Origin of the sequence: Enterobacter sp. EC_64 (assembly GCF_019584165.1) — a bacterium.
Taxonomy (GTDB): domain Bacteria; phylum Pseudomonadota; class Gammaproteobacteria; order Enterobacterales; family Enterobacteriaceae; genus Enterobacter; species Enterobacter roggenkampii.
Map to the genome: position 1 here is coordinate 1 of NZ_VDAS01000037.1, position 20,569 is coordinate 20,569.

At 51.8% G+C, this 20,569-nt stretch carries 19 protein-coding genes and 4 pseudogenes; 9 read left to right on the forward strand and 14 right to left on the reverse strand.

The genetic code is table 11. From position 1 onward, the window contains the following. From FHC52_RS20480 to hokD, 3 genes and pseudogenes are all read left to right on the forward strand, one after another. Positions 1 to 100 (forward strand): IS1 family transposase (locus FHC52_RS20480; protein WP_000641146.1); only part of this gene is annotated, 100 nt, incomplete at its 5' end. 14 nt (positions 101 to 114) lie between these two features. After that, positions 115 to 891 (forward strand): annotated as a pseudogene (locus FHC52_RS20485) (RNA-guided endonuclease InsQ/TnpB family protein); the annotation flags it as partial. Between the two features lie 304 nt (positions 892 to 1,195). After that, entirely contained in the window at positions 1,196 to 1,351 is a 156-nt protein-coding gene (hokD, locus tag FHC52_RS20490; protein WP_001352007.1) for a type I toxin-antitoxin system toxin HokD, read from the forward strand. A gap of 116 nt (positions 1,352 to 1,467) precedes the next feature. Here hokD and FHC52_RS20495 read toward each other — a convergent pair whose 3' ends face one another. The 8 genes and pseudogenes from FHC52_RS20495 to repA form a co-directional block, all read right to left on the reverse strand. Continuing rightward, complete coding sequence (locus tag FHC52_RS20495) at positions 1,468 to 1,977, reverse strand: hypothetical protein (protein ID WP_023338081.1); 510 nt, start codon at positions 1,975 to 1,977, stop codon at positions 1,468 to 1,470. 11 nt (positions 1,978 to 1,988) lie between these two features. Then, a complete protein-coding gene (locus FHC52_RS20500; protein WP_306173224.1) occupies positions 1,989 to 2,408 on the reverse strand; it encodes a hypothetical protein in 420 nt (139 codons plus the stop codon). Between the two features lie 197 nt (positions 2,409 to 2,605). Beyond that, positions 2,606 to 3,421 carry a hypothetical protein gene (locus FHC52_RS20505; RefSeq protein WP_045358007.1) on the reverse strand — a complete coding sequence of 272 codons (816 nt, stop codon included), beginning with the start codon at positions 3,419 to 3,421 and terminating at the stop codon, positions 2,606 to 2,608. 9 nt (positions 3,422 to 3,430) lie between these two features. After that, entirely contained in the window at positions 3,431 to 5,020 is a 1,590-nt protein-coding gene (locus tag FHC52_RS20510) for a hypothetical protein (RefSeq protein ID WP_023338078.1), read from the reverse strand. Positions 5,021 to 5,080: 60 nt separating this feature from the next. After that, positions 5,081 to 6,787, reverse strand: a pseudogene (locus tag FHC52_RS20515) (hypothetical protein). Between the two features lie 264 nt (positions 6,788 to 7,051). After that, on the reverse strand, positions 7,052 to 8,017 hold the full coding sequence (locus tag FHC52_RS20520) for a ParB family protein (protein ID WP_023338075.1): 966 nt from the start codon (positions 8,015 to 8,017) through the stop codon (positions 7,052 to 7,054). After that, complete coding sequence (locus FHC52_RS20525; protein ID WP_000817632.1) at positions 8,014 to 9,219, reverse strand: AAA family ATPase; 1,206 nt, start codon at positions 9,217 to 9,219, stop codon at positions 8,014 to 8,016. Before FHC52_RS20525 ends, FHC52_RS20520 begins: the two co-directional genes overlap by 4 nt. A 399-nt stretch (positions 9,220 to 9,618) precedes the next feature. Then, positions 9,619 to 10,479 carry a replication protein RepA gene (gene repA, locus FHC52_RS20530; RefSeq protein WP_001076427.1) on the reverse strand — a complete coding sequence of 287 codons (861 nt, stop codon included), beginning with the start codon at positions 10,477 to 10,479 and terminating at the stop codon, positions 9,619 to 9,621. Between the two features lie 469 nt (positions 10,480 to 10,948). Here repA and FHC52_RS20535 point away from each other — a divergent pair. The 3 genes and pseudogenes from FHC52_RS20535 to FHC52_RS20545 all read left to right on the forward strand — a co-directional run. Beyond that, positions 10,949 to 11,206: pseudogene (locus FHC52_RS20535) on the forward strand (transposase); the annotation flags it as partial. A 67-nt stretch (positions 11,207 to 11,273) separates the two neighbouring features. Further along, a pseudogene (locus tag FHC52_RS20540) lies at positions 11,274 to 11,996 on the forward strand (IS30-like element IS30 family transposase); the annotation flags it as partial. Positions 11,997 to 12,029: 33 nt separating this feature from the next. After that, complete coding sequence (locus tag FHC52_RS20545) at positions 12,030 to 12,998, forward strand: IS5-like element IS903B family transposase (protein WP_220420240.1); 969 nt, start codon at positions 12,030 to 12,032, stop codon at positions 12,996 to 12,998. Between the two features lie 636 nt (positions 12,999 to 13,634). On the opposite strand, the gene FHC52_RS20550 is transcribed toward FHC52_RS20545, so the two are convergent. The 4 genes from FHC52_RS20550 to FHC52_RS20565 form a co-directional block, all read right to left on the reverse strand. Beyond that, the gene (locus FHC52_RS20550; protein ID WP_001698908.1) at positions 13,635 to 13,937 is read right to left on the reverse strand and encodes a HigA family addiction module antitoxin; all 303 of its coding nucleotides are present in this window, start codon (positions 13,935 to 13,937) and stop codon (positions 13,635 to 13,637) included. Then, complete coding sequence (locus FHC52_RS20555; protein ID WP_021312774.1) at positions 13,937 to 14,218, reverse strand: type II toxin-antitoxin system RelE/ParE family toxin; 282 nt, start codon at positions 14,216 to 14,218, stop codon at positions 13,937 to 13,939. Before FHC52_RS20555 ends, FHC52_RS20550 begins: the two co-directional genes overlap by 1 nt. Positions 14,219 to 14,408: 190 nt before the next feature. After that, entirely contained in the window at positions 14,409 to 14,792 is a 384-nt protein-coding gene (locus FHC52_RS20560; protein ID WP_023338071.1) for a S24 family peptidase, read from the reverse strand. A gap of 1 nt (position 14,793) precedes the next feature. Continuing rightward, positions 14,794 to 15,033, reverse strand: coding sequence for a hypothetical protein (locus FHC52_RS20565; RefSeq protein ID WP_017694266.1), 240 nt, complete (start codon positions 15,031 to 15,033; stop codon positions 14,794 to 14,796). A gap of 398 nt (positions 15,034 to 15,431) precedes the next feature. Between FHC52_RS20565 and ltrA the strand changes: the two genes are divergently transcribed. From ltrA to FHC52_RS20580, 3 genes are all read left to right on the forward strand, one after another. Continuing rightward, positions 15,432 to 16,919 carry a group II intron reverse transcriptase/maturase gene (ltrA, locus tag FHC52_RS20570; RefSeq protein WP_024191381.1) on the forward strand — a complete coding sequence of 496 codons (1,488 nt, stop codon included), beginning with the start codon at positions 15,432 to 15,434 and terminating at the stop codon, positions 16,917 to 16,919. A gap of 469 nt (positions 16,920 to 17,388) precedes the next feature. Further along, on the forward strand, positions 17,389 to 18,354 hold the full coding sequence (locus FHC52_RS20575) for an ArdC family protein (protein WP_001776122.1): 966 nt from the start codon (positions 17,389 to 17,391) through the stop codon (positions 18,352 to 18,354). A gap of 479 nt (positions 18,355 to 18,833) precedes the next feature. Beyond that, positions 18,834 to 19,265, forward strand: coding sequence for a hypothetical protein (locus tag FHC52_RS20580; protein WP_001776120.1), 432 nt, complete (start codon positions 18,834 to 18,836; stop codon positions 19,263 to 19,265). 32 nt (positions 19,266 to 19,297) lie between these two features. Here the strand turns inward: FHC52_RS20580 and FHC52_RS20585 are convergent, their stop codons facing one another. Together FHC52_RS20585 and mobC are read right to left on the reverse strand one after the other, a co-directional pair. Next, positions 19,298 to 19,825 carry a phospholipase D family protein gene (locus tag FHC52_RS20585; RefSeq protein ID WP_001776119.1) on the reverse strand — a complete coding sequence of 176 codons (528 nt, stop codon included), beginning with the start codon at positions 19,823 to 19,825 and terminating at the stop codon, positions 19,298 to 19,300. After that, positions 19,818 to 20,564 (reverse strand): MobC family replication-relaxation protein, encoded by a 747-nt coding sequence (gene mobC / locus FHC52_RS20590; protein ID WP_001776118.1) that lies wholly within the window; start codon positions 20,562 to 20,564, stop codon positions 19,818 to 19,820. Before mobC ends, FHC52_RS20585 begins: the two co-directional genes overlap by 8 nt. Between the last annotated feature and the right edge of the window lie 5 nt (positions 20,565 to 20,569).

Below are 20,569 nucleotides of genomic sequence, written 5' to 3' on the forward strand. Positions count from 1 at the left end.
CCTGGCACGGCTGGGACGGAAGTCGCTGTCGTTCTCAAAATCGGTGGAGCTGCATGACAAAGTCATCGGGCATTATCTGAACATAAAACACTATCAATAAGTTGGAGTCATTACCTGCCGATTGAAGCGCGTTTACATCGTGAAATTACGGGAATGCTGAAAAGTATCACGTTGAGCCGCAGCGCAACCGGGAAATACTACGCGTCGTTACTCTGTGACGATGGGATGGAAGCGCCGGCAAAGCCCGCATTGATATCAAATGTGACAGGGCTGGATATGGGGCTGGCGCATTTTGTCATCAAATCGGACGGCAATAAAATTGCCAGTCCCCGCCACCTAATCAATGCAAGTCGCAACCTGCGCCGGAAGCAGAAAGCACTGTCCCGTAAGAAAAAAGGGAGCGCAAACAGGCGCAAAGCCAGAATACAACTTGCAGCCGTTCACGAACGGGTAGCCAGTGCCCGTGCCGATTTCCAGCACAAGTTATCTCGCGCAATTGTTGACGAAAACCAAGCGGTAATTGTCGAGACATTGAAAACGGCAAATATGATGAAAAATCACCATCTGGCTCGTGCGATAGGCGATGCTGGATGGTCTGGATTCATCACAAAACTGGAATACAAAGCAACAGAGAAAGGTGTGCATCTGGTGAAACTGGATCAATGGTTCGCCAGTTCGAAAACCTGCCACTGCTGCGGTCACAAAATGTCGGAGATGCCATTACATAAGCGCATCTGGCAGTGTCCAGAGTGTGGAGTTGAACATGACCGCGATATCAATGCGGCGCTCAACATCAAACGCAAGGGCATACTGGAATTACAAGCGGCGGGGCTCGTCGTTTCTGCCCATGGAGGCCAGCGTAAATCCGTCACACAGACGGTTGCGGCTTAAGAAGTGGGAAGCCTCGCCCGACAGGGCGGGGGGCAGTCACGGATCATGTTTGCTGCAACATTTCTTCTGGTGTGGATATTCACCCTTCCAGGTGATTTCTATAGAAAAAAAGCCAGACATTGATACAATCGCTGCGGGTGCTTGAGGCTATCTGCTTCAGGCATTACCCGACAAGCAGATAGAAGAAAGCCCCAGATAACATTACGCGTCCTGCAAGACGCTTAACATTAATCTGAGGCAATATCTATGCTTAGCATACGTAGATTAGCCTCTTACCGACCAAAAGGTCAAGGAGAAGCAGGCTATGAAGCAGCAAAAAGCGATATTAATCGCTCTGATCGTCATCTGTTTAACCGTCATAGTGACGGCACTGGTAACGAGGAAAGACCTCTGCGAGGTACGAATCCGAACCGGCCAGACGGAGGTCACTGTCTTCACAGCCTACGAATCTGAAAGGTAAGAGACCTGGCGGGGAGAGATCCCCGCCACTCTTCGTGTGTCAGGTATCCTCAATGCACCCTTTCCTCTCCAAATAAAAAAGCTCCCGAAGGAGCTTTAAAATACAAGGGATGACTCTTAATCCCAATCAATCCAGTTGTAGACGATACGAAGTGACGGGCGCACAGCAGCAGTCACATCTTCGGTACTAAAGTCGATTGCATCACTGTAGATTTTGCAGTCCAACATTTCAATTGTTGTAGCAGCTTTTGTCACAGCGTTAACCCCGGAAGATTTGGATTCAGGGGTAGCAGCCATCGTGATATCAACATAGTCTTTCTCTGCAATGCGATCCTTAATGAACTGAAGAATATCGCCTTCGATAGTCTCCACGCACTGGACCTGGATTTCCCCAGAGTTTCGAATTGGACCGTGCTGGTTGAACTTCACACCATTCGGACCATAGTCCTCCACATCCTCGCGGGTCATTTCAGGAATTTGCGATGTGCGAACCGGTACGCTGATATCTTCATGGCCTGCAAAAGTGAGCTGGAATTCAGAAGATACCAGTCGTTCGCCTTTGGCCGCGTTGGCAGTATAGCGGCCCTTAATAAATTTACGGTTTCCCTTAGTGTTATTGTGCCCCATATAAAATCCTTTTACTGGAACGCCCGAACAATATCGGAGCTGTTATATATCGAAGAACCGGTCAACTGGAGGTTGACGGTGTTTTTCAGGAAATGCCCATTACTATCCCTGGGGGCATCGAGATCGAAACTAAGGTCCTGGATAGCGACATCAATGATGTTGATCCGGCGACCAATGTTTAGCGTCACACGCTCCGGGATTCGACCACCAATACTAGCGTCTTTAAGTTCCGGGCTAATCATTGCTGACAACGCGGCGATAGCACCTGAAACTTCCGTATATGGGTTAAACAAAGCAATGAAAGTTACTGGCAGCGTGAAAGTCGGCGGTGTCCCCCCTTCCCAAACCATTAAGCTGTTCCAACGGGCAACTGACGTTGTTTCAGTACCAACCTGCGCAAAACCACTGAAGGCACCAGCAACAGAACCCATAGACATACCGGTAAACGGCGCTTCCCAATTCTGGGCCAGATTCATTGCCGCCCCCTGGCTGATATATCCGGTAACCTGGTACTGAGAGTTCGTTAAAGTAACTTTCAGAAATGGCGATACACCGTCAGCCTGGCTGTAAACCCCAAAAGGTATAGGTGCCATTCAAGTTAAAGGCCGGAGTTCTCCGGCCTCCTCCTTTAGCCGAGGCGCTTACGGCGCAGTTTCATTGACTTTTTGCGGGCCAGTTTTGCCGCGCCGGTCTGGGCTTTACGACGCGCTTTTTTCAGCGCCGATTTTTGAGCCGCAGTCAGACGTTTTTTACGCAGACGTTTACGGATGAGCTTGATCTCACCGTTACGAACAACCTTCTTAAATGCTTCAGTCAGCATTTCATCAGAAGTGCCAGCAACAACAAACGCCGCTTCCAGTTCGTCGCGGTCGTCGCTATCCAAACCAGCGATAGCGGAACCAACATCAGCAGCTGCGTCGTCGTCTTCATCGTCGGTCAATGCTTCGATCAGGTCATCATCTACACCGCATGCTGCGAGGAAGTCAGCAACATTTGCCCATGCTTCGTTATAGGCATCGTCCTGTTCTTCTGTAACTTCGGTATCGTCGTCGTCAGAGATACCAGCGATAGCCTGAACGAAACCATCAAGGGAGTCGAAAGTCAGATCACCGCTATCAGCCCAGGCGAAAACGGCATCGGCCGCATTACTCAACGCATTCTGCATAGCACTTCGATTTGCAGCTTCCAGAATCATCTTGTGCGCCTGTTCGACGGTCCATTCTTTACCTTCTTTTCCTTCCAGGATTTGCTCAGGTGCCGGGTCAGATTGAACGTTCTCGTTAATCTGTGCCGCCGGTTCCGGATTATTATTAATCACCGGTTCGGTTGGCGGTTGGGCACTTACACGGGCAGATTCCATCAACTGCACCGGATCAGCGTTCAAAGCGGAACGGGACAGTCCATTCCCCAAAAATGCCCCGGATTGAAAAAAGTTTTTGCTCATTGTATTCCCTTACTTAATAAGCAGCGGTACGCCATGGATACGACGGGCTACGCCAGTCGGGCAGCAGGCCCAGACTACTTCCCATTTATCGAATTCCGCCTGCGTAACTTTCAGCACATACGGTTCTGTACCGTCAGCATCAGGATCACGAGGAGCCACCAGAGCGCCGGAGGCGACAAAGCGATCTAAAAGTTTGGTCATCCCTTTAGTCAGGCCAGCCGCAGTAATACCGTCCGGGCTATGCTTCATCTGTCGGGCTAACTGGACAAAGAAACGGCTGATTGCATTCATCAGGGATGGGACGTGCTGGAAGTGCAGATAGTTATCCTGCGTGCAGCAAGTTAAAGCATCGTCGATGATCATCTGGCCAGAGGTGCCAACAGATACTTTATTGAGACGGCCCTTGACCATTGCTTCTTCGTCCGGGGTATCTTCCGGATACAGCGGTTGAATTGACGCACGAGCAATGACGGCACGTTCTTCACCAGCCGGTGAGTAATGCCAACCGCCGACATCAGAGTTTTTCTTGACGCCACGAGCTTTCGCCGCATACGCCGCGCCAGACAGACCGAAGACCACACGGGATTGGGTCCATTTGTCTTTGCAGGAGAACGGGAAGTGATAGACAGCACAGCTTACATAATCGGTACCAAGTAAACCGGTATCTTCAACAGCAGAGATCGCTTCCGTGTACGTCAATGTCGGTTTGACATCAAAGAAGCCATCAATCAGGCGATCTGCACAGATTTTACCTAATGCGGTGATAGCCGCATTGTCATAGCAGCCCAAGCCAAGAACAGCGGTGTACATGTACGGCGCATTGTTCAGCACTTTCACCGCACGCAGGTACGCAGCGGTTGAGATTTTCGACTGATCACCGTTGGTACCACCAGTGAACGCCAACGATTTTTTGTTTGTTACTTTCGCTGTAGAAATCAGATCTTCATTAACAACCGCGCGCAGATATTTAGAACGGGCTTCCAGAGCCGTAGGCAGATAACACAAGCGGCCCATGTCATCTTTCGCTTCTTCCACCAAAGACACAGTGTGTGTCTCCAGGGTCGTTACCACACCGAGCGAAGTCGTCTGGGTTAGTTTTAAGAGGAAGCGTTCATTACCCGCGCTGTCCGCTGTTGCCGTTTCGATGGTTAACTCACGGGTAGGTGAAATACACGGATCACCATCATCAACGTAGATAGCAAAGGCTTCGCCGCTATCAAGTTCAATTTCAGAACCATATGGCAACGCAGTGTAAGCCGGTTCGCCTGATTCATCGAACATAATAATCGGGAACTTCGCATCATCCGGAACAGCACGGACAACATAACCAGACGTTTGCTGAATAGCTTCGTACACATGGCGAATTGGTTCGAACTGTGAGCCGGAAGACGGCTTCAGCGGTTCGCCGAGAACATCTTCGTAATTGGACTCAGTAACCGCAAGAACAGTAAACGGCTTGCCACGCGCAAATACGCCAATACCAGCCCACAAGCTGCTATTTAATGCAACACCGGTAGATAACGTCGCATCGGCATTGATCGGGCTAACCGCGACGCCGGATGCATTACCTAATGACTGTTGAATTGAATATTGAGACATAACTTTCCCTGTTATGCGCCCCGCACGGGGGCGCTATGTTAAACGGAGAACTTCCCCTGATTACTCAGAGTCACCGGCATCAATCGTGTCGCCGCTTATAAAGTTAAGCCCGCCTTTTTTGGCCATTGTCAGCGTTACACGAGTGAAGTAATCAGCGCCGTTGCGTGGGTGCATATCGTTGATAGCCGAACCCCACAGTGTGGTACGGTTGACCAGCGCCGGAGTGGTCGGATGCTGGAACGGGATAGCCGGGACAGCATCACCAGTCACGAAGCCTGCTTTACCCGGATTTTCATCACGGACGTAGCACAGCACATCCATCGAGCTGAACTGAATGTTCTCTGTCGTTAAGTTCTTACAAATACCAGCAGGTACTTCGTACACTTTTACGTTACCGAACAGGGTACCGATGTAGTGAACATACGGAGTCTGGATATAGTCTTCGGCTGGCTGGAAGAAATCCTTCGGCAACTGTTTGAAGAAAGATGCTGCATCAGCACCAGCAAACATCCCCATCGCACCAGAAGATTTAACGCGCTCAATAATGTCGCGATATACAGTCTGGAATTTTCCACGAATGATGGTTGCCCATACATCAAAGGACTGGTTAACCGGCAGAGCGATGTCAAAGGTGTCGGTCGCAAGAGTGCGCCAGATCATGATGCGAAGACGCAGCATATCCTGTTCATGAGACAGGTATTCCTTCAGGGTGCGGAACTGTAGGGAACCCAGGTCCAGACCAAATTCACGCTGTGCTTCATACGCCGCCTATACCGTGTGCTCAGCCGCGATAACGAACTGACTTGGGAACAGGGTGTATTTCTTCATTTCGTGGTTGATCAGCGGGATCAGCTCAGGAGCGGCTTCAATATTGATTTCCGTCTCAATTGCGATCTCAGTGCCTTTATCCGGCGCTTTGGAGAACGACAGGGCAATCTGACCAATGTTGTAGTTCAGAGAGCAGGTAACAGTGATTTGCTCACCAGCAGCATTAGTAAACGAGTGAAGTAGGCTGCCGGAACCGTTATCAACAACAGACTTAATACGGTTAACGTAGATGTTAGTGCGACCTTTTCGGATTGGTACATTCTGGCCTTCGAAGTCTTCCATCTTGAAGGTTGCGGTTTTGCTGGTGCCATCGGAGCTTGCCACCAGCACATAGCGGCGGCGTAACTGGCTGTACACACCGACGGATTGCATGTCCAGAACATCACCAGCAGCATAAGAACCAAAAGAGGAACCTGCCACGTTAAAGACTTCATAGATGTCGGACTGGTCACGCGTAACCGGAATGAAGGTACACGCATCAGCGGTAGCTGCCCCCAACTGAACAGGCAGGATCATCGCGAGGAATAAAGGCAGACGCATAACACCGTCAGAAACGCTCATCATCTCTGCTGCGACGGATTCCAGCATCGCTTTATTAGTGGCATCCATGCTATTGCGGGTGGACTCAATCAGGCAGTTTTCCAGCGTCTGGTGGCAGGAGGCCAGAATTTCCGGACGCGGCATAGATTTATGTGCTGCGGCGTAGTCAGCCAGTGCACTTGCCCACGCGGTAGCAATTTGAGCGGTGGCATTATCAGAGATACCCGCAAAAATTGGGTCTTTACGTGCAGCTTCAAGGATAGATGCGGCACGCGCGGCATCATCTTTGATGAATTGGTTATCAGTACCGAACTGTGCTGTACTTGCCCAGCCAAGAACGGCTTTAGAGCGTTTTGCGATATCTGCAATACGATTCTGGTATTCGCGTAAGTTACTCAAGTTACTCTTCCTTAAACACAAGGCACTTGTGTGAATCCCTTTTCGGAAGAGATTTTATTGAAAGTCACTTGTTGACTTTCTCGCGAAAAGTAATTTTTTAAATTTTTTGTGCGGGGAAGTGGACGGTGAATGCAGGCGTTAAATTGTGGGAATTTCAGTCTGAAACCCCCCTAAAAAACACATGCAAATCACAAGGTTAGCAATGAAATCGGTGCGGGACATTTTAGGAAGGGGAGGGGCTAACACCACCTCCCACCAGCGGGATTATTCCCCAGCAGACATTTTCCCAATGATTTTTTTTATTGCTTCGTCAATTTCAGTTTGCACTTCAGACGGGAGTCTGGAGAACTCGTAGGCGACAACCCGTTTTTTCGGATCGGACTTCTTTCGAGCATATTGGCGACGGTCAGAGAAGTCTCGCAGCTTCTCAACCACCACAGATTTAACCGGCGCGGGCTTCAGGCTTTTGCTTTCCGCTTTGAAGATAGCCAGTATCTTCGCTTTATCCTCTTTCGCGCCCTCAGTCTCTGCAATTCGCTCGCGCACCGTATCAACCAGATCTCCAATCGGTACGTTTTTGGCGTTAGCATCTTCGGAGATCTGGAGCAGCAACTGGTAATCAGGCAGGGCGAGATCGCTGGCAACAGGGAAGACAGCAATCATCTCATCCGGCACCGCCGCAGCCTGGAAAGCTCGCGTCACTTTAGCCTTTGAGATGTTCTCAGCTCGGGCGATCTCTTCTTTGGTCATATTCTTGCCGTACATAACCTCGAAGCGTTTACCCAGCTCGCGCAGAGTGTGTTCGCGGGCTGTCTGGATATCAATGGCCAGCTGGCGGGCATCCGCCAGGCTGATCTCATCTTTCGTCACCAGAATCTCAAATTTCGTTTCATTGAAGATACACGCAGCGCGGCGACGTGATCCGTCCAATACCTCAATGCGCTCCCCAACCATACGACCGATAGCCGGGAAGAACTGTTGCAATTTAATGGTGCGGGAAATATCGCTTACCGACTCAGGGGTGAGCAGAGACTGATCGCGGCCGTTAACTGCCGGGTCAACGAACGTGCGCGACTCAATCTCACCACTCAGCACAACGGTAAGCAAAAATTTAGCCTGGCGACCAGATTTTAGGGTAAAGGTTTTGGTGCCTTCACTGCCTTCAAGCATGCGAGCAAACTCGGAGCTATTCTTGCCCAGCACTCGTCCACGGGAAACTATTTTTTTCATGCCGCCTCACCCCTAACAAACTCAATTCGATCAAACACAGCCTTAGTGAAACGCTCGGCCTCGGTTCGTGCCTTCTTCAGCGCCTCTGCACTGCCTGGATACGATTGCGGGTTGGCACTGATTACGGTGTCGAAAGACTCGCCGCATCGCTCAAAGCCATCCAGACGAGGCAGAGAAGAGTCCAGAATGTTGCTGGCGTAAACCTCACGCGCAAGGCTGTGTGATGTCTCGTGATCGCGCTTGCCGGTCATCTTCGACATAAAACCAATGCTGGCGCTCAAACGCGGTTCTACGCCTTCCTCCTCCAGTTGCTCCAGCATTTCTGGCAGACGGGTGAGATATTTCAGTGTTGAGTGGAAGTCAACCTGGGCTGGTGGGGTAGGGGTAAGCAGCAAATCGCTGGCCGCCAGACCGTTGAGCAGGAACGGATCCAGGTGTGGACCGGTATCAATAAAGATAAAGTCATAATCATCCGCAACACGATCAATGATATTGCGTCGAAGGATTTCGTACTGATTTTGTCCGGGAAGATGCTCTTCAACCAGCTCTTTCCATTGGCTGGCAACAAAGCCATCGTCGATAGAGGCTGGAATCACGTCTACGCCAGGAACGATGGTCGGACGAATCACCTCTTTGCGTAGCGTCTCCGCGTCCAGGTCGTTCAGCATCGCCTGCGCGGCGGTTTCCAGGATGGAACCAATACTGTGAGTATGGTCGAGGAACATTGTGCTGGATGCCTGAGGGTCAAGGTCAATTACCAGAATGCGCAGATCGTGACGCAGTAAATCCTGATGCACACGCAGAGCGTGCGCCAACGTTACTGTGGAAACCGTTTTGGATACGCCACCCTTCAGGTTTACGACAAAAATAACGTAAGGCGATTTGTGAATGTCGCGATATTTGGGGATCTTACGGTGGGCATAGATATCAATGACGTTCTGGATGGTCAGCGCGTACTGTTCAACGTTACCGACCTGTTTCTTGTTGAACTGGTACCCATCATCTTCCATCTCTTTGATGGCCTGCTCCACAATGCGGCGGCTCAGCTTCGGCAACTTTGCCACAGCGTTACGAGTGAACGTCTGATAATACTCGGTCTGATTGAACTCTTTACGCTGATCTTCAATATCCTGACTCATGGCCTTAAGTAATGCGCTTGCACGAAGAGCTATGGTGCCGACACCGCCGTAATCGCGTTTCATCATCATCTCCTTATCATTTAGTATGAGTGAATTGTACGTTTGATTCTGCTACGTGCAACTTTTTTTGATTCGTGCGCCAATTATTGCACGTAAAGAAATGGCGATGAGGTTATTAGATGTGTGCTGGAGGGATGATGCAGGACCAGAATGTGCGATAGAGGGAAGTCGCATTGAATTATGTGCTGTGGAGGGATCGCTGGTATCAAATATGTGTGCTGGAGGGAAAGATAGAAGATTAGATGTGCGCTGGAGGGAAACTTGGATGGTTAGATGTGTGCTGGAGGGAATGTCTGGGCAAACTGCGTGGCGCAACCCTCCAGCGCACACCAAAAACAGGAAAATGGGCAGGCATTCCCGGCAGCGCACATTTTTCAAATGCAGCTGCCCTCCAGCACACACTTATTCGGGAAGTTTCAGCTTTGGATTGCGAGAATGGACGATTACAAAACTTTCCCGGCCTTTCTTCTCAATTGAACAGTCGAGATAGCCGATTGTTTTAAGCTGTTCTATCGCTTTCTTAATGATACGGTTTTGCTCGCCAACAGCTGACTGCAAAGCCAGGCGCTCACGGATTCGCGCGAACGATAGCGGCAACGGGTTCTGCGGAAGGCTTTCGATGAAAGTGTAAATGGCTTGTGCAGCTTCTTTCTTCGGAAGGGCACGCAAGGCGTGGTGTTGCAACAGAACGCGATAATCAAGCTGGAACAGCTCCCACAGCTTCGAATCAGCCTCCAGTTCTATCAGATCAAGGTCAGCATCAAAACGCCCGACCTTCAGCAGACCAGTCTGATAGCCGCCTTTAGCATCTTTTCCGCGCTTAAAAGCGATACCCTTGTTACGCAAGCGTCCAAGTGATTCATGAATGGTTAAACGCAGTTTCGCATCCAGACGTTTTGAGGGGAAACCACAGGCTTTAGCGAATTCCTGAAACGATAACTGGATGGTGTTTGAGGACAAGCCGTATTTGCTGAACGCGTAGATGACACCGATCCACGTTTTGAAATCAGTATCCATATCGAGTCGAGGACCGGTGATTTTAATATCATCGTAACCCTCGGCTTTAGCTATCTCCAGCTGGGAAAACGCTTTGGTGGCATCAATCTCTTTACTTTCTCCTTTGCTCTTTGATGGCTTCGGCACGAATACCCCCAAACGCATCAACGCTACAGGCTGCACAGTGTTGTTTGAATTAACTGTTAGTTCTTTTGCCTTACTTTCAATGTCTGCGTAAAGAATATCGGATATAAAAGATTGATTCATATTGCTTTTTCCGAATTATGTGGATAGTTTTTATCAGTGATGATAACTACCCTGGCTTTCCCGTCAGCACACATCCTATATCCCGCCAGCACACATTAGCAACCCGTCAGCACACATTTTTTTCCCTCCAGCGCACATCGTTTTCCCTCCAGCACACATCGCGAAAGGCTTCTAAGCCAGACGGGACGCGGCCTACGACGATCAGGGATCTATATGGATCTAATTGGGATCTGTATGGACCTGATTATTGGATCTATCCAGTGGATAATGTGGATAAGTGAAAAAACCGGCCAACGTAGCCGGTTGGAAGGGAGTCGTATTATTCTACGCTTTCGATGAGAAGACCATGTTCATAGCATTTAAGCTCATCGCCCTCGTACAGGAATTGGTATCCAATTGAAGTGGTTTACTGAATTTGGCCACCTGAACAGAGGTGATATGCTCACCTCAGAACAACACAGGTGCCATAATGAAAAAAAGAAATTTCAGCGCAGAGTTTAAACGCGAATCCGCTCAACTGGTCGTTGACCAGAACTACACCGTGGCAGATGCAGCCAGCGCTATGGATGTCGGCCTTTCCACAATGACGCGATGGGTGAAACAATTACGTGATGAACGGCAGGGCAAAACACCAAAAGCCTCCCCCATTACCCCGGAACAAATTGAAATCCGTGAGCTCAGGAAAAAGCTACAACGTATTGAAATGGAAAATGAAATATTAAAAAAGGCTACTGTAGATTCAATTGGTCAACGCAACAGTTATGTGAAAACATGGGGTTGCGGAGGTTTTTTGAATGAGACGAACATTTACAGCAGAGGAAAAAGCCTCTGTTTTTGAACTATGGAAGAACGGAACAGGCTTCAGTGAAATAGCGAATATCCTGGGTTCAAAACCCGGAACGATCTTCACTATGTTAAGGGATACTGGCGGCATAAAACCCCATGAGCGTAAGCGGGCTGTAGCTCACCTGACACTGTCTGAGCGCGAGGAGATACGAGCTGGTTTGTCAGCCAAAATGAGCATTCGTGCGATAGCTACTGCGCTGAATCGCAGTCCTTCGACGATCTCACGTGAAGTTCAGCGTAATCGGGGCAGACGCTATTACAAAGCTGTTGATGCTAATAACCGAGCCAACAGAATGGCGAAAAGGCCAAAACCGTGCTTACTGGATCAAAATTTACCATTGCGAAAGCTTGTTCTGGAAAAGCTGGAGATGAAATGGTCTCCAGAGCAAATATCAGGATGGTTAAGGCGAACAAAATCACGTCAAAAAACGCTGCGAATATCACCTGAGACAATTTATAAAACGCTGTACTTTCGTAGCCGTGAAGCGCTACACCACCTGAATATACAGCATCTGCGACGGTCGCATAGCCTTCGCCATGGCAGGCGTCATACCCGCAAAGGCGAAAGAGGTACGATTAACATAGTGAACGGAACACCAATTCACGAACGTTCCCGAAATATCGATAACAGACGCTCTCTGGGGCATTGGGAGGGCGATTTAGTCTCAGGTAGGCTTTGTTGAATAAATCGAACTTTTGCTGAGTTGAAGGATCAGATCACGCATCTTCCCGACAACGCAGACCGTTCCGTGGCAAAGCAAAAGTTCAAAATCACCAACTGGCCCACCTACAATCAAGCCCTCATCAACCGTGGCTCCATAACTTTCTGGCTGGATGATGAAGCTATTCAGGCCTGGTATGAGTCAGCAACACCTTCTTCACGAGGCAGACCTCAGCGCTATTCTGACCTTGCCATCACGACTGTGCTGGTCATTAAACGCGTATTCAGGCTGACCCTGCGCGCTGCGCAGGGCTTTATTGATTCCATTTTTTCTCTGATGAACGTTCCGCTACGCTGCCCGGATTACAGCTGTGTCAGCAGGCGGGCAAAGTCGGTTAATGTCAGTTTCAAAACGTTCACCCGGGGTGAAATCGCGCATCTGGTGATTGATTCCACCGGGCTGAAGGTCTTTGGTGAAGGCGAATGGAAAGTCAAAAAACATGGCCAGGAACGCCGTCGTATATGGCGAAAGTTACATCTGGCAGTTGACAGCAACACACATGAAATCATCTGTGCAGACCAGTCGCTGAACAATGTGACGGACTCAGAAGCCTTCCCGGGTCTTATCCGGCAGACTCACAGAAAAATCAGGGCAGCATCGGCAGACGGCGCTTACGACACCCGGCTCTGTCACGATGAACTGCGGCGTAAGAAAATCAGCGCGCTTATCCCTCCCCGAAAAGGTGCGGGTTACTGGCCCGGTGAATATGCAGACCGTAACCGTGCAGTGGCTAATCAGCGAATGACCGGGAGTAATGCGCGGTGGAAATGGACAACAGATTACAACCGTCGCTCGATAGCGGAAACGGCGATGTACCGGGTAAAACAGCTGTTCGGGGGTTCACTGACGCTGCGTGACTACGATGGTCAGGTTGCGGAGGCTATGGCCCTGGTACGAGCGCTGAACAAAATGACGAAAGCAGGTATGCCTGAAAGCGTGCGTATTGCCTGAAAACACAACCCGCTACGGGGGAGACTTACCCGAAATCTGATTTATTCAACAAAGCCCGTTTTAGGGTAAGGACGTATGGGGCAGATCCTCTCTGTTCCGACCGGGTGAAGATAGAGAGCTAAACTAAATGCTGATTTCATACGCATCTTTTACATCTCCACCTTACTCCGTAGATTTTGAGTTGTGATATGATCGCTTTGCTGTAGGTGTTGTAGGGATGAAGGGAAGGAGGGTTTCGCAGATTCTCCGTTCCGGATGCTCTAAAACGCTGTCAGAGGGATGATAAGGCAAAAAAAAGAACCCCGAAGGGTTCTCTTTTTCGCCTCAGTCAGCGATTCGCAGTCGCTGCTGCTGCCCGAAACATGTACCGAAGTTCACGTTGTCGTTACTATAGCGAAGTAATGTTACCCCTGGGGTGATTCTACGTCAACGTGAGCCGGTAGTTCTTGCAACCTGCAATATGGATTAAGTCTATGGCTGAAGTGCTGACTGCTTTCATAAAAGCGCCGCGTATAACTCAGGTGCTGACCATCGTTCTGTGCCTAATCTTGCTGGCGCTACTGGTCACTCCGCACCTGTTCTAAGTGTAGAACCACCTAATAAAAAAGCCGCTTATGCGGCTTTTTTTATTCGGTATCAATGTACGGCAAAGTCACTTTTGACTGTAACAGGCACCACATGGGAGAGGTCGATCTCCTTGCGGGCGCGGCTAAGGTCATAGGTCGCCTGCATTGCCAGCCAGAGTCGAGCTGCGATTCCTAAACCTGCCTCAAGTTTAAGAGCCATTTCAGGACTGATTGCCGCTTTACCTGCCGAGACTTTACTCAGCGCAGAAGGGGAAACATCGAGGTTACGGGCAAGGGCTCGTAAGCTGATTTCGTTATCCTCCAGGTATTCGGTAATCAATCCCCCTGGGTGTGGTGGGTTGAGCATCGTCATTAGTGGTAGTCCTCCAGATTCAGTATGTAGGCATCACCATCTGTAAACTCAAAGGTGATTCGCCAGTTCGCCCGAACGGTGATCGCATAAAGATTCTTCTTATCGCCTTTCAGGGGGTGAAATTTAAATCCCGGATAGGCGCGGAAATCTTCTGTTGTCGTCGCTTCGTCTAACATCAGGAGGCGAAGTTTTATTCTCTCCACATCCTTTGCCTGTACTCCGCTCGGATCGTCGTTCTCAAAGAGCTTTTGTAACCCTTTGTGCTTGAAACTTTTTATCATTATTGATTTCCTGTTTCTCAACGGGAAACATTATACCACGCGTTTCTCTTAGCGAAACACTTTTCTGCAAATAAATTGTGTTTCAAGGGAAGGCGCAAGGCGAAAAACAATAATATGCGCACTTAAAATGTACATTAATAGTACATAAAGAGTACCTTATGTGTACGGTTAATTGCGTTGTATTGTATTGCTAAATTACAGGGAAATCCTCGAACTCCCCCGTTCTGGCATCGGTAACGATGTGCGTCACCACGCCCCTGATCTCGATACCTTCATCCTCATTATCCGGCAGGGCGCGGACGTTCTCCGGCCTGTCCAGCTCCTGTAGACATCTTGCCGGATGGAGACGCAGTCGCATGATCCTGAATTCATCTTCCAGCACGCAGAGCACCAGGGTGCCGTCAACCGGCCGCGCGCCGAAATCCACGATCAGCAGCGAACCCGGCCTGATGCCCTCCCGGAACGAGGTGCAGTCGCTACGAAATAGGAACACGCCCGGACGCCCGGTTTTACAGTAGCTATCCAGCGAGAGGCGGCTTTCCTGGTAATCCATTGCCGGTGACGGAAACCCCATATCAGCGCCCTCCGTTCGGATTAAACAGCTGGAACGTCCGGTTTTCTCCCTCATTGGGCGAGACGTCCCGGAACACCGTCACATACGTTTCTATCCACTGGTTAGCCTGGCGGGGCGTCCAGTGCCAGTTGAACTTGTGAAGCTCCCGGACAAAGGCTGCGGTCGTGACGGTCTGACGGCCATCCTGTTCGCGGGTGATGGCCGCACGCCAGGCAGCGTCAATTTCATAGCGTCGTGGCATCAGATTTACCTCTTTATACTGTATATACATACAGTGTGCGCCGGGAGACCGGTAGAGATCAAGGGGTGAAAGTCCCCGACCATTGAAGGACCAGCAATCCACAAGGTCCCCGAGTCATGCGTGGCATACCGCGAGGTATGGGGCGAAGCGTTGACAGGGGTGTTGACAGGCCAGCCATTGAGCCACGAAATGTATATTAAATTACCGGGTGCCGACGTTGTACTGTTAACGGAAGGCAACATCATAGGGTGCGATACTGCGAGTGCCACATGGATCCGGCGGGGTCTGAGACCCTGGCATGTCAATACGATCTCTACGCGGGAACCGGGAGATCTCCCCTCTGACCATCTGCCAGTGTCGGAGATGGCCCGCACCGGGAAGACGAGGAGTCATAGCCGGTGATGTACGGAGAGGAGAAGTCGGACTCGCTCATAGTAGCGGCGAAGCAGGCGAACAACCCGAAAGGAGCGGAGTCAGTGGAGCGAAGGAGCGGGGCCAAGGGGAACGCGGAACAGCCACACATGCGCCGGACACAGAGCCGGGAAAGCATGTCACAGAGGCTGTCACGCGTGCGGGAAGCTGCGAAGCAGCGGAAGAAAGAACGGTTTACAGCATTGTTCCACCTGCTGACAGTCGAAGCACTGGAAGCCGCATTCCTCTCCCTGAGCAGGAAAGCGGCCGCGGGAGTGGATGGCATCAGGTGGATGGACTACGCCGGAAACATGAAGAACAACATAACAGATCTGCACCGGAGGCTACATCAGGGCAGCTACAGGGCGCAGCCCGGCAGGCGTCACTACATCCCAAAAGCGGATGGAAAACAACGCCCGCTCGGCATCGCCTCGCTGGAGGACAAGATCGTCCAGTATGCGCTGGTGAAAATCCTGAACGCAGTCTATGAAAACGACTTTATGGGGTTCTCATACGGGTTCAGACCCGGGCGAAGCCAGCACGATGCACTGGACGCACTGGCCACAGGGCTGGTACGCACTAACGTAAACTGGGTACTGGATGCCGACATCAGTCAGTTCTTCGACAGGGTGAGCCACGAATGGCTGATCAGGTTCACAGAGCATCGGATCGGCGACCGGAGGGTAATCAGGCTCATACGTAAGTGGCTCACAGCCGGGACGTCGGAGGAGGGTCAATGGCGAGCAACGGAGGAAGGCACCCCACAGGGTGCGGTCATCTCACCGCTGCTGGCAAACATATACCTCCACTACGTCTTCGATCTGTGGGCGCATCAGTGGCGACGTCGCTATGCCACAGGCAATGTGGTAATGGTCAGATACGCCGATGACATCGTCATCGGGTTCGACAAACGATACGATGCCCGGCGCTTCCGTATAGCCATGCAGCGCAGACTGAGGGAGTTCGGACTCACGGTTCACCCGGAGAAAACCCGTCTGATGGAGTTCGGCCGCTTCGCTGTCGAAAACCGTGCCATCAGGGGAAAAGGCAAACCAGAAACGTTCAACTTCCTCGGGTTCACGCACATCAGCGGGAAAGATCGCAACGGCAGGTTCATGCTGATACGAAAGACCCGCCGGGATCGGATGACGGCAACTCTGAAAGCCATCAAAGACGGTCTGCGAAGGCGCTGGCATTACTCAATCCCCGAACAGGGAAAATGGCTCAGGAGAGTGGTTCAGGGATACCTGAACTATCACTCGGTACCGGGCAACTTCCCCACCATGCAGAAGTTCAGGACACACGTAACAAACCTCTGGCGCCGGGCGCTCAGGCGCAGGAGCCAGAAGGATGATACGACCTGGACGAAAGCAAACAAACTGGCAGCCGCATGGCTACCAAGGGTTCGGGTTCTTCATCCATGGCCTGTGGAGCGGTTCACCGCCAGACACCCGAGGCAGGAGCCCGGTGCGTAAATCGCGCACGCCGGGATCTGTGCGGGGGGTATCCGGTAACGGGTATCCCTACCGCGACATAAAGGGCGGTGAAATTTCTGCAAGTGATGGGGGAGTGCCGGTCAGAACGTCCCCGAAAACAAACCGCCCCCGGATTCAGGAAGGGCGAACTGACCGGCTGCGGCAGTGTAACACCGCACACCACAAAGGCAGCACTGACGTCGTCAGTGCTTTTTTTACCTGTCCTCCGGACGCTGAAGGGCGATTTCACCCGTGCAGCTAAAGGGGCGGTAAGTCCGGGTGTGCACATCGTCATTTTCTCCTGTGATGCCTTTCTCCTGCGTATCAGCTTCCGGTAATCGTCCCCCGTCACAACCTGGTCAGCAAGGGTAAATGGCACGCTGCGCGCCCTTGCAGACCAGAACGACTCCGGGCAGGCCGAACCGTCAGGCGATACGAAGACGAAATTCACACTGACGGAGAAACAGCCATGACGATGAACCTGCACACTCAGACAACCGCCCCTAAAGCTTCACAGGCGACCAGCGTATCCCCGCTGGAGCAGTCAGGCTCCTCAAAAACGAAATTTTCCAGGGGCAAAAGCAAAGCCCGTGCTGGCGCAGTCAAAACAGACCTTTACCAGACCGTAACGGACAGCATCATTGCAGCCCTGGAAAGCGGCGTTAAACCGTGGGTGTGCCCGTGGGTTCGCAACGGCGCAGCGGCGGGATTACCGGCCAACTTCAGCACCGGCACGGCATACAGCGGAATTAATATCATGCTGCTGTGGTGTAGTGCGGCAAAACAGGGTTTTCAGGACGAGCGCTGGCTGACCTACAAACAGGCGCAGGAGCTGGGCGGCCAGGTTCGTAAAGGTGAACACGGCACGACGGCCATCTTTTACAAGACGCTGGAGAAAGAGGACGAGGACGGGGAAATCGAAAAAATCCCGATGCTGAAAGCCTTTACCGTGTTTAACGTGGAGCAAATCGACGGCCTGAGCATCGAGAGCGTGCCGCAGCCGGTTGCCGGTTTCGATCCGCTGCCGCAGGCGGAAGCACTCATGACCCGGAGCGGGGCAAAAATCACCGAGCAGGGCGTAAAGGCGTTCTATCGTCCGGCCACCGATGAAATCGTCCTGCCAGAGCGGTTCCGCTTCGCGGACGCGGCGAACTTCTACGCCACCGGCCTGCATGAGCTGGTTCACTGGACGGGGGCAGCGTCCCGCCTCAATCGTGAAAAAGGCAATAAGTTTGGCTCTGAGGCGTATGCGTTTGAGGAACTGATCGCCGAGCTGGGCAGCGCGTTTCTGATGGCGGATTTGGGAATTACGGGAGAGGTGCAGCATGAAAGCTATATCGCGTCCTGGCTGAAAGCCCTGAAGGGAGACAAGCGCTACATCTTTAAAGCGGCGGCAGCGGCCTCAAAAGCGCACCGCTGGCTGATGGACTGCTGACAGCTGGAGCCCTGCGGTGCAGGGCTTCAGAATTTTTGAAAGAGAGAGAATCAGGGAGGGAGTTATATAAGTCACTGTTTTTTATAATTCTGTAACGCGGCCGGCATCAGCTGCAGGACGTCCTGCAGCTGATGCCGGCACGGGAAAAAAAACAGGACAGATTCAAAAAAAATGAACCCTTTTTCAGGCGGCAGCCGTTACGTATCTGGGATACGTAACGGCGCGATGTCTTACGTAAAAAATGACGTAACGGCTTTCGCCGCCGCAGCTAAAGGGGCGGTAAGTCCGGGTGTGCACATCGTCATTTTCTCCTGTGATGCCTTTCTCCTGCGTATCAGCTTCCGGTAATCGTCCCCCGTCACAACCTGGTCAGCAAGGGTAAATGGCACGCTGCGCGCCCTTGCAGACCAGAACGACTCCGGGCAGGCCGAACCGTCAGGCGATACGAAGACGAAATTCACACTGACGGAGAAACGACCATGACGATGAACCTGCACACCCCGACAACCGCCCCTAAAGCTGCACCGGCGACCAGCGTATCCCCGCTGGAGCAGTCAGGCTCCCCAAAAACGAAATTTCCTGAAATCAAAACCGTCAAAACGGCGGTGGTTAAACTGATCAGCGACATCGAGGGCAACCTCGATCAGCGTCTGGCATATCGCGAGGCCGTAGAGGGATTGTGCCAGGAGGCGGCCAACCGGATAACCCAGTGCATGCATTCACGCAGTACAGGGCAGACGCTACGTGATCTCCGCGAGCTGCTGTCGGTGACGCTGGACACCATTATCGTGGTGGAGTTTGAAGGGGAGCAGACCCGTCTCAACTATGGCGGACGTTCAGCAGAAGACGTGATCGCCATGCTGAAAGCGCTGCATCTTGAAGGGCGCAAAGCCTGGCTGGAAGTGGAGTAAAAAAAAAAGCCCCGTCCGCAGACGGGGCTGATTCAGTACAGGGCATTCAGCGGGGTGCCCTCATCCCACAGGCGGTTAAATTCTCGCTGGTACGTCTCCGCCAGCTGCGGCGCATCCTCGATCAGCAGCACGTTTTCCGCGTTGCGTGAAACGGCGCTTGCCGTGTAGTTAAACGACCCGGTCTGGACGTTTTTGCCGTCGATCACCATAAACTTGTTGTGCATGATGGCGTAACGGCCGTTAAGGTGCACCGGCACGCCCTGGTTTATCAGATACGTCACGGCGGTGTAGCGGTCGCTGTTCGCCTTTTCGTCGGCCACCACGCGCACGGCCACGCCGCGCCGGTTAGCACCGGCGAGCGCCGTCGCGACCGGCTTACTGGTGAAGCTGTAGGCCGCGACGTCAATGCTCTGCCTGGCGTTGTTTATGGCGCCGAGCACGATTTCAAGAGCAGGGCGCCCGTCAGACGGCGAAAAACCCGCCGTCAGGACGGGCGCGGCGGTGGCGAACGCGGGCACGCAGAGGGCGGCGGCCAGCACCAGAAGGGTGGTTTTACGCATAGTTGTCCAGCTCCAGGTTTTTCAGTTCATCGAGGGTGTAAAAGCGGAAGACGTCGCGGTGTTTTGCCTCCAGTTGCACATGCTGGTTTTTCACGATCACGCTGGCGATGCTGTCGAAAATAATCTTCAGGGCGCGCTTTTTCGCCTCGTCCGGGGCGACGTAAAACGCGTACCGCCATTTTTTATCGCTGATAGCCAGCAGGTGGCTCGCCATGATGGACTGATAGCGCGCCTTTGTTTTGATACGTCGTTCGGTTTCAACGGCGATCAGCCTGCCGTCCGGCAGGCTGATAAGCCCGTCGGGACGGTGTTTGACGCTGTACTGACTGAGGAACGTTGAACGGTCGCCGTTAATCCACCCTGTCGCGCCGTTCTTCTCCAGCGTAAGGCGCACTAGCTGGTTATCAAGGTGATGGTCGAGTGACCAGCCGGTCAGGCGGTAGGGTTCAAAGCGGGCGGGCATTATGTTGTCGTCCGCCGTGAGGATAACGGCCAGCCCGTCGGCGGTAATGCCCCACAGGGATATTCTCGACGCGCGGGATTCATGCACGTGTTTCTGAATCAGCCCCATTTTCTCCACCTTCTCCAACAACCGGTAGAGAGGGCGGTCAGATTTAAAATCAAAAAGCAGCTTTATGATTTGAAAATCGCTGTAGGTTTCCTCCTTGAGAAAATTCAGCAGTACGCGAATTTTTTCAGTGCTGCGTGCATAACGTTCCTGATACGACGAAATAAGCATAGAAA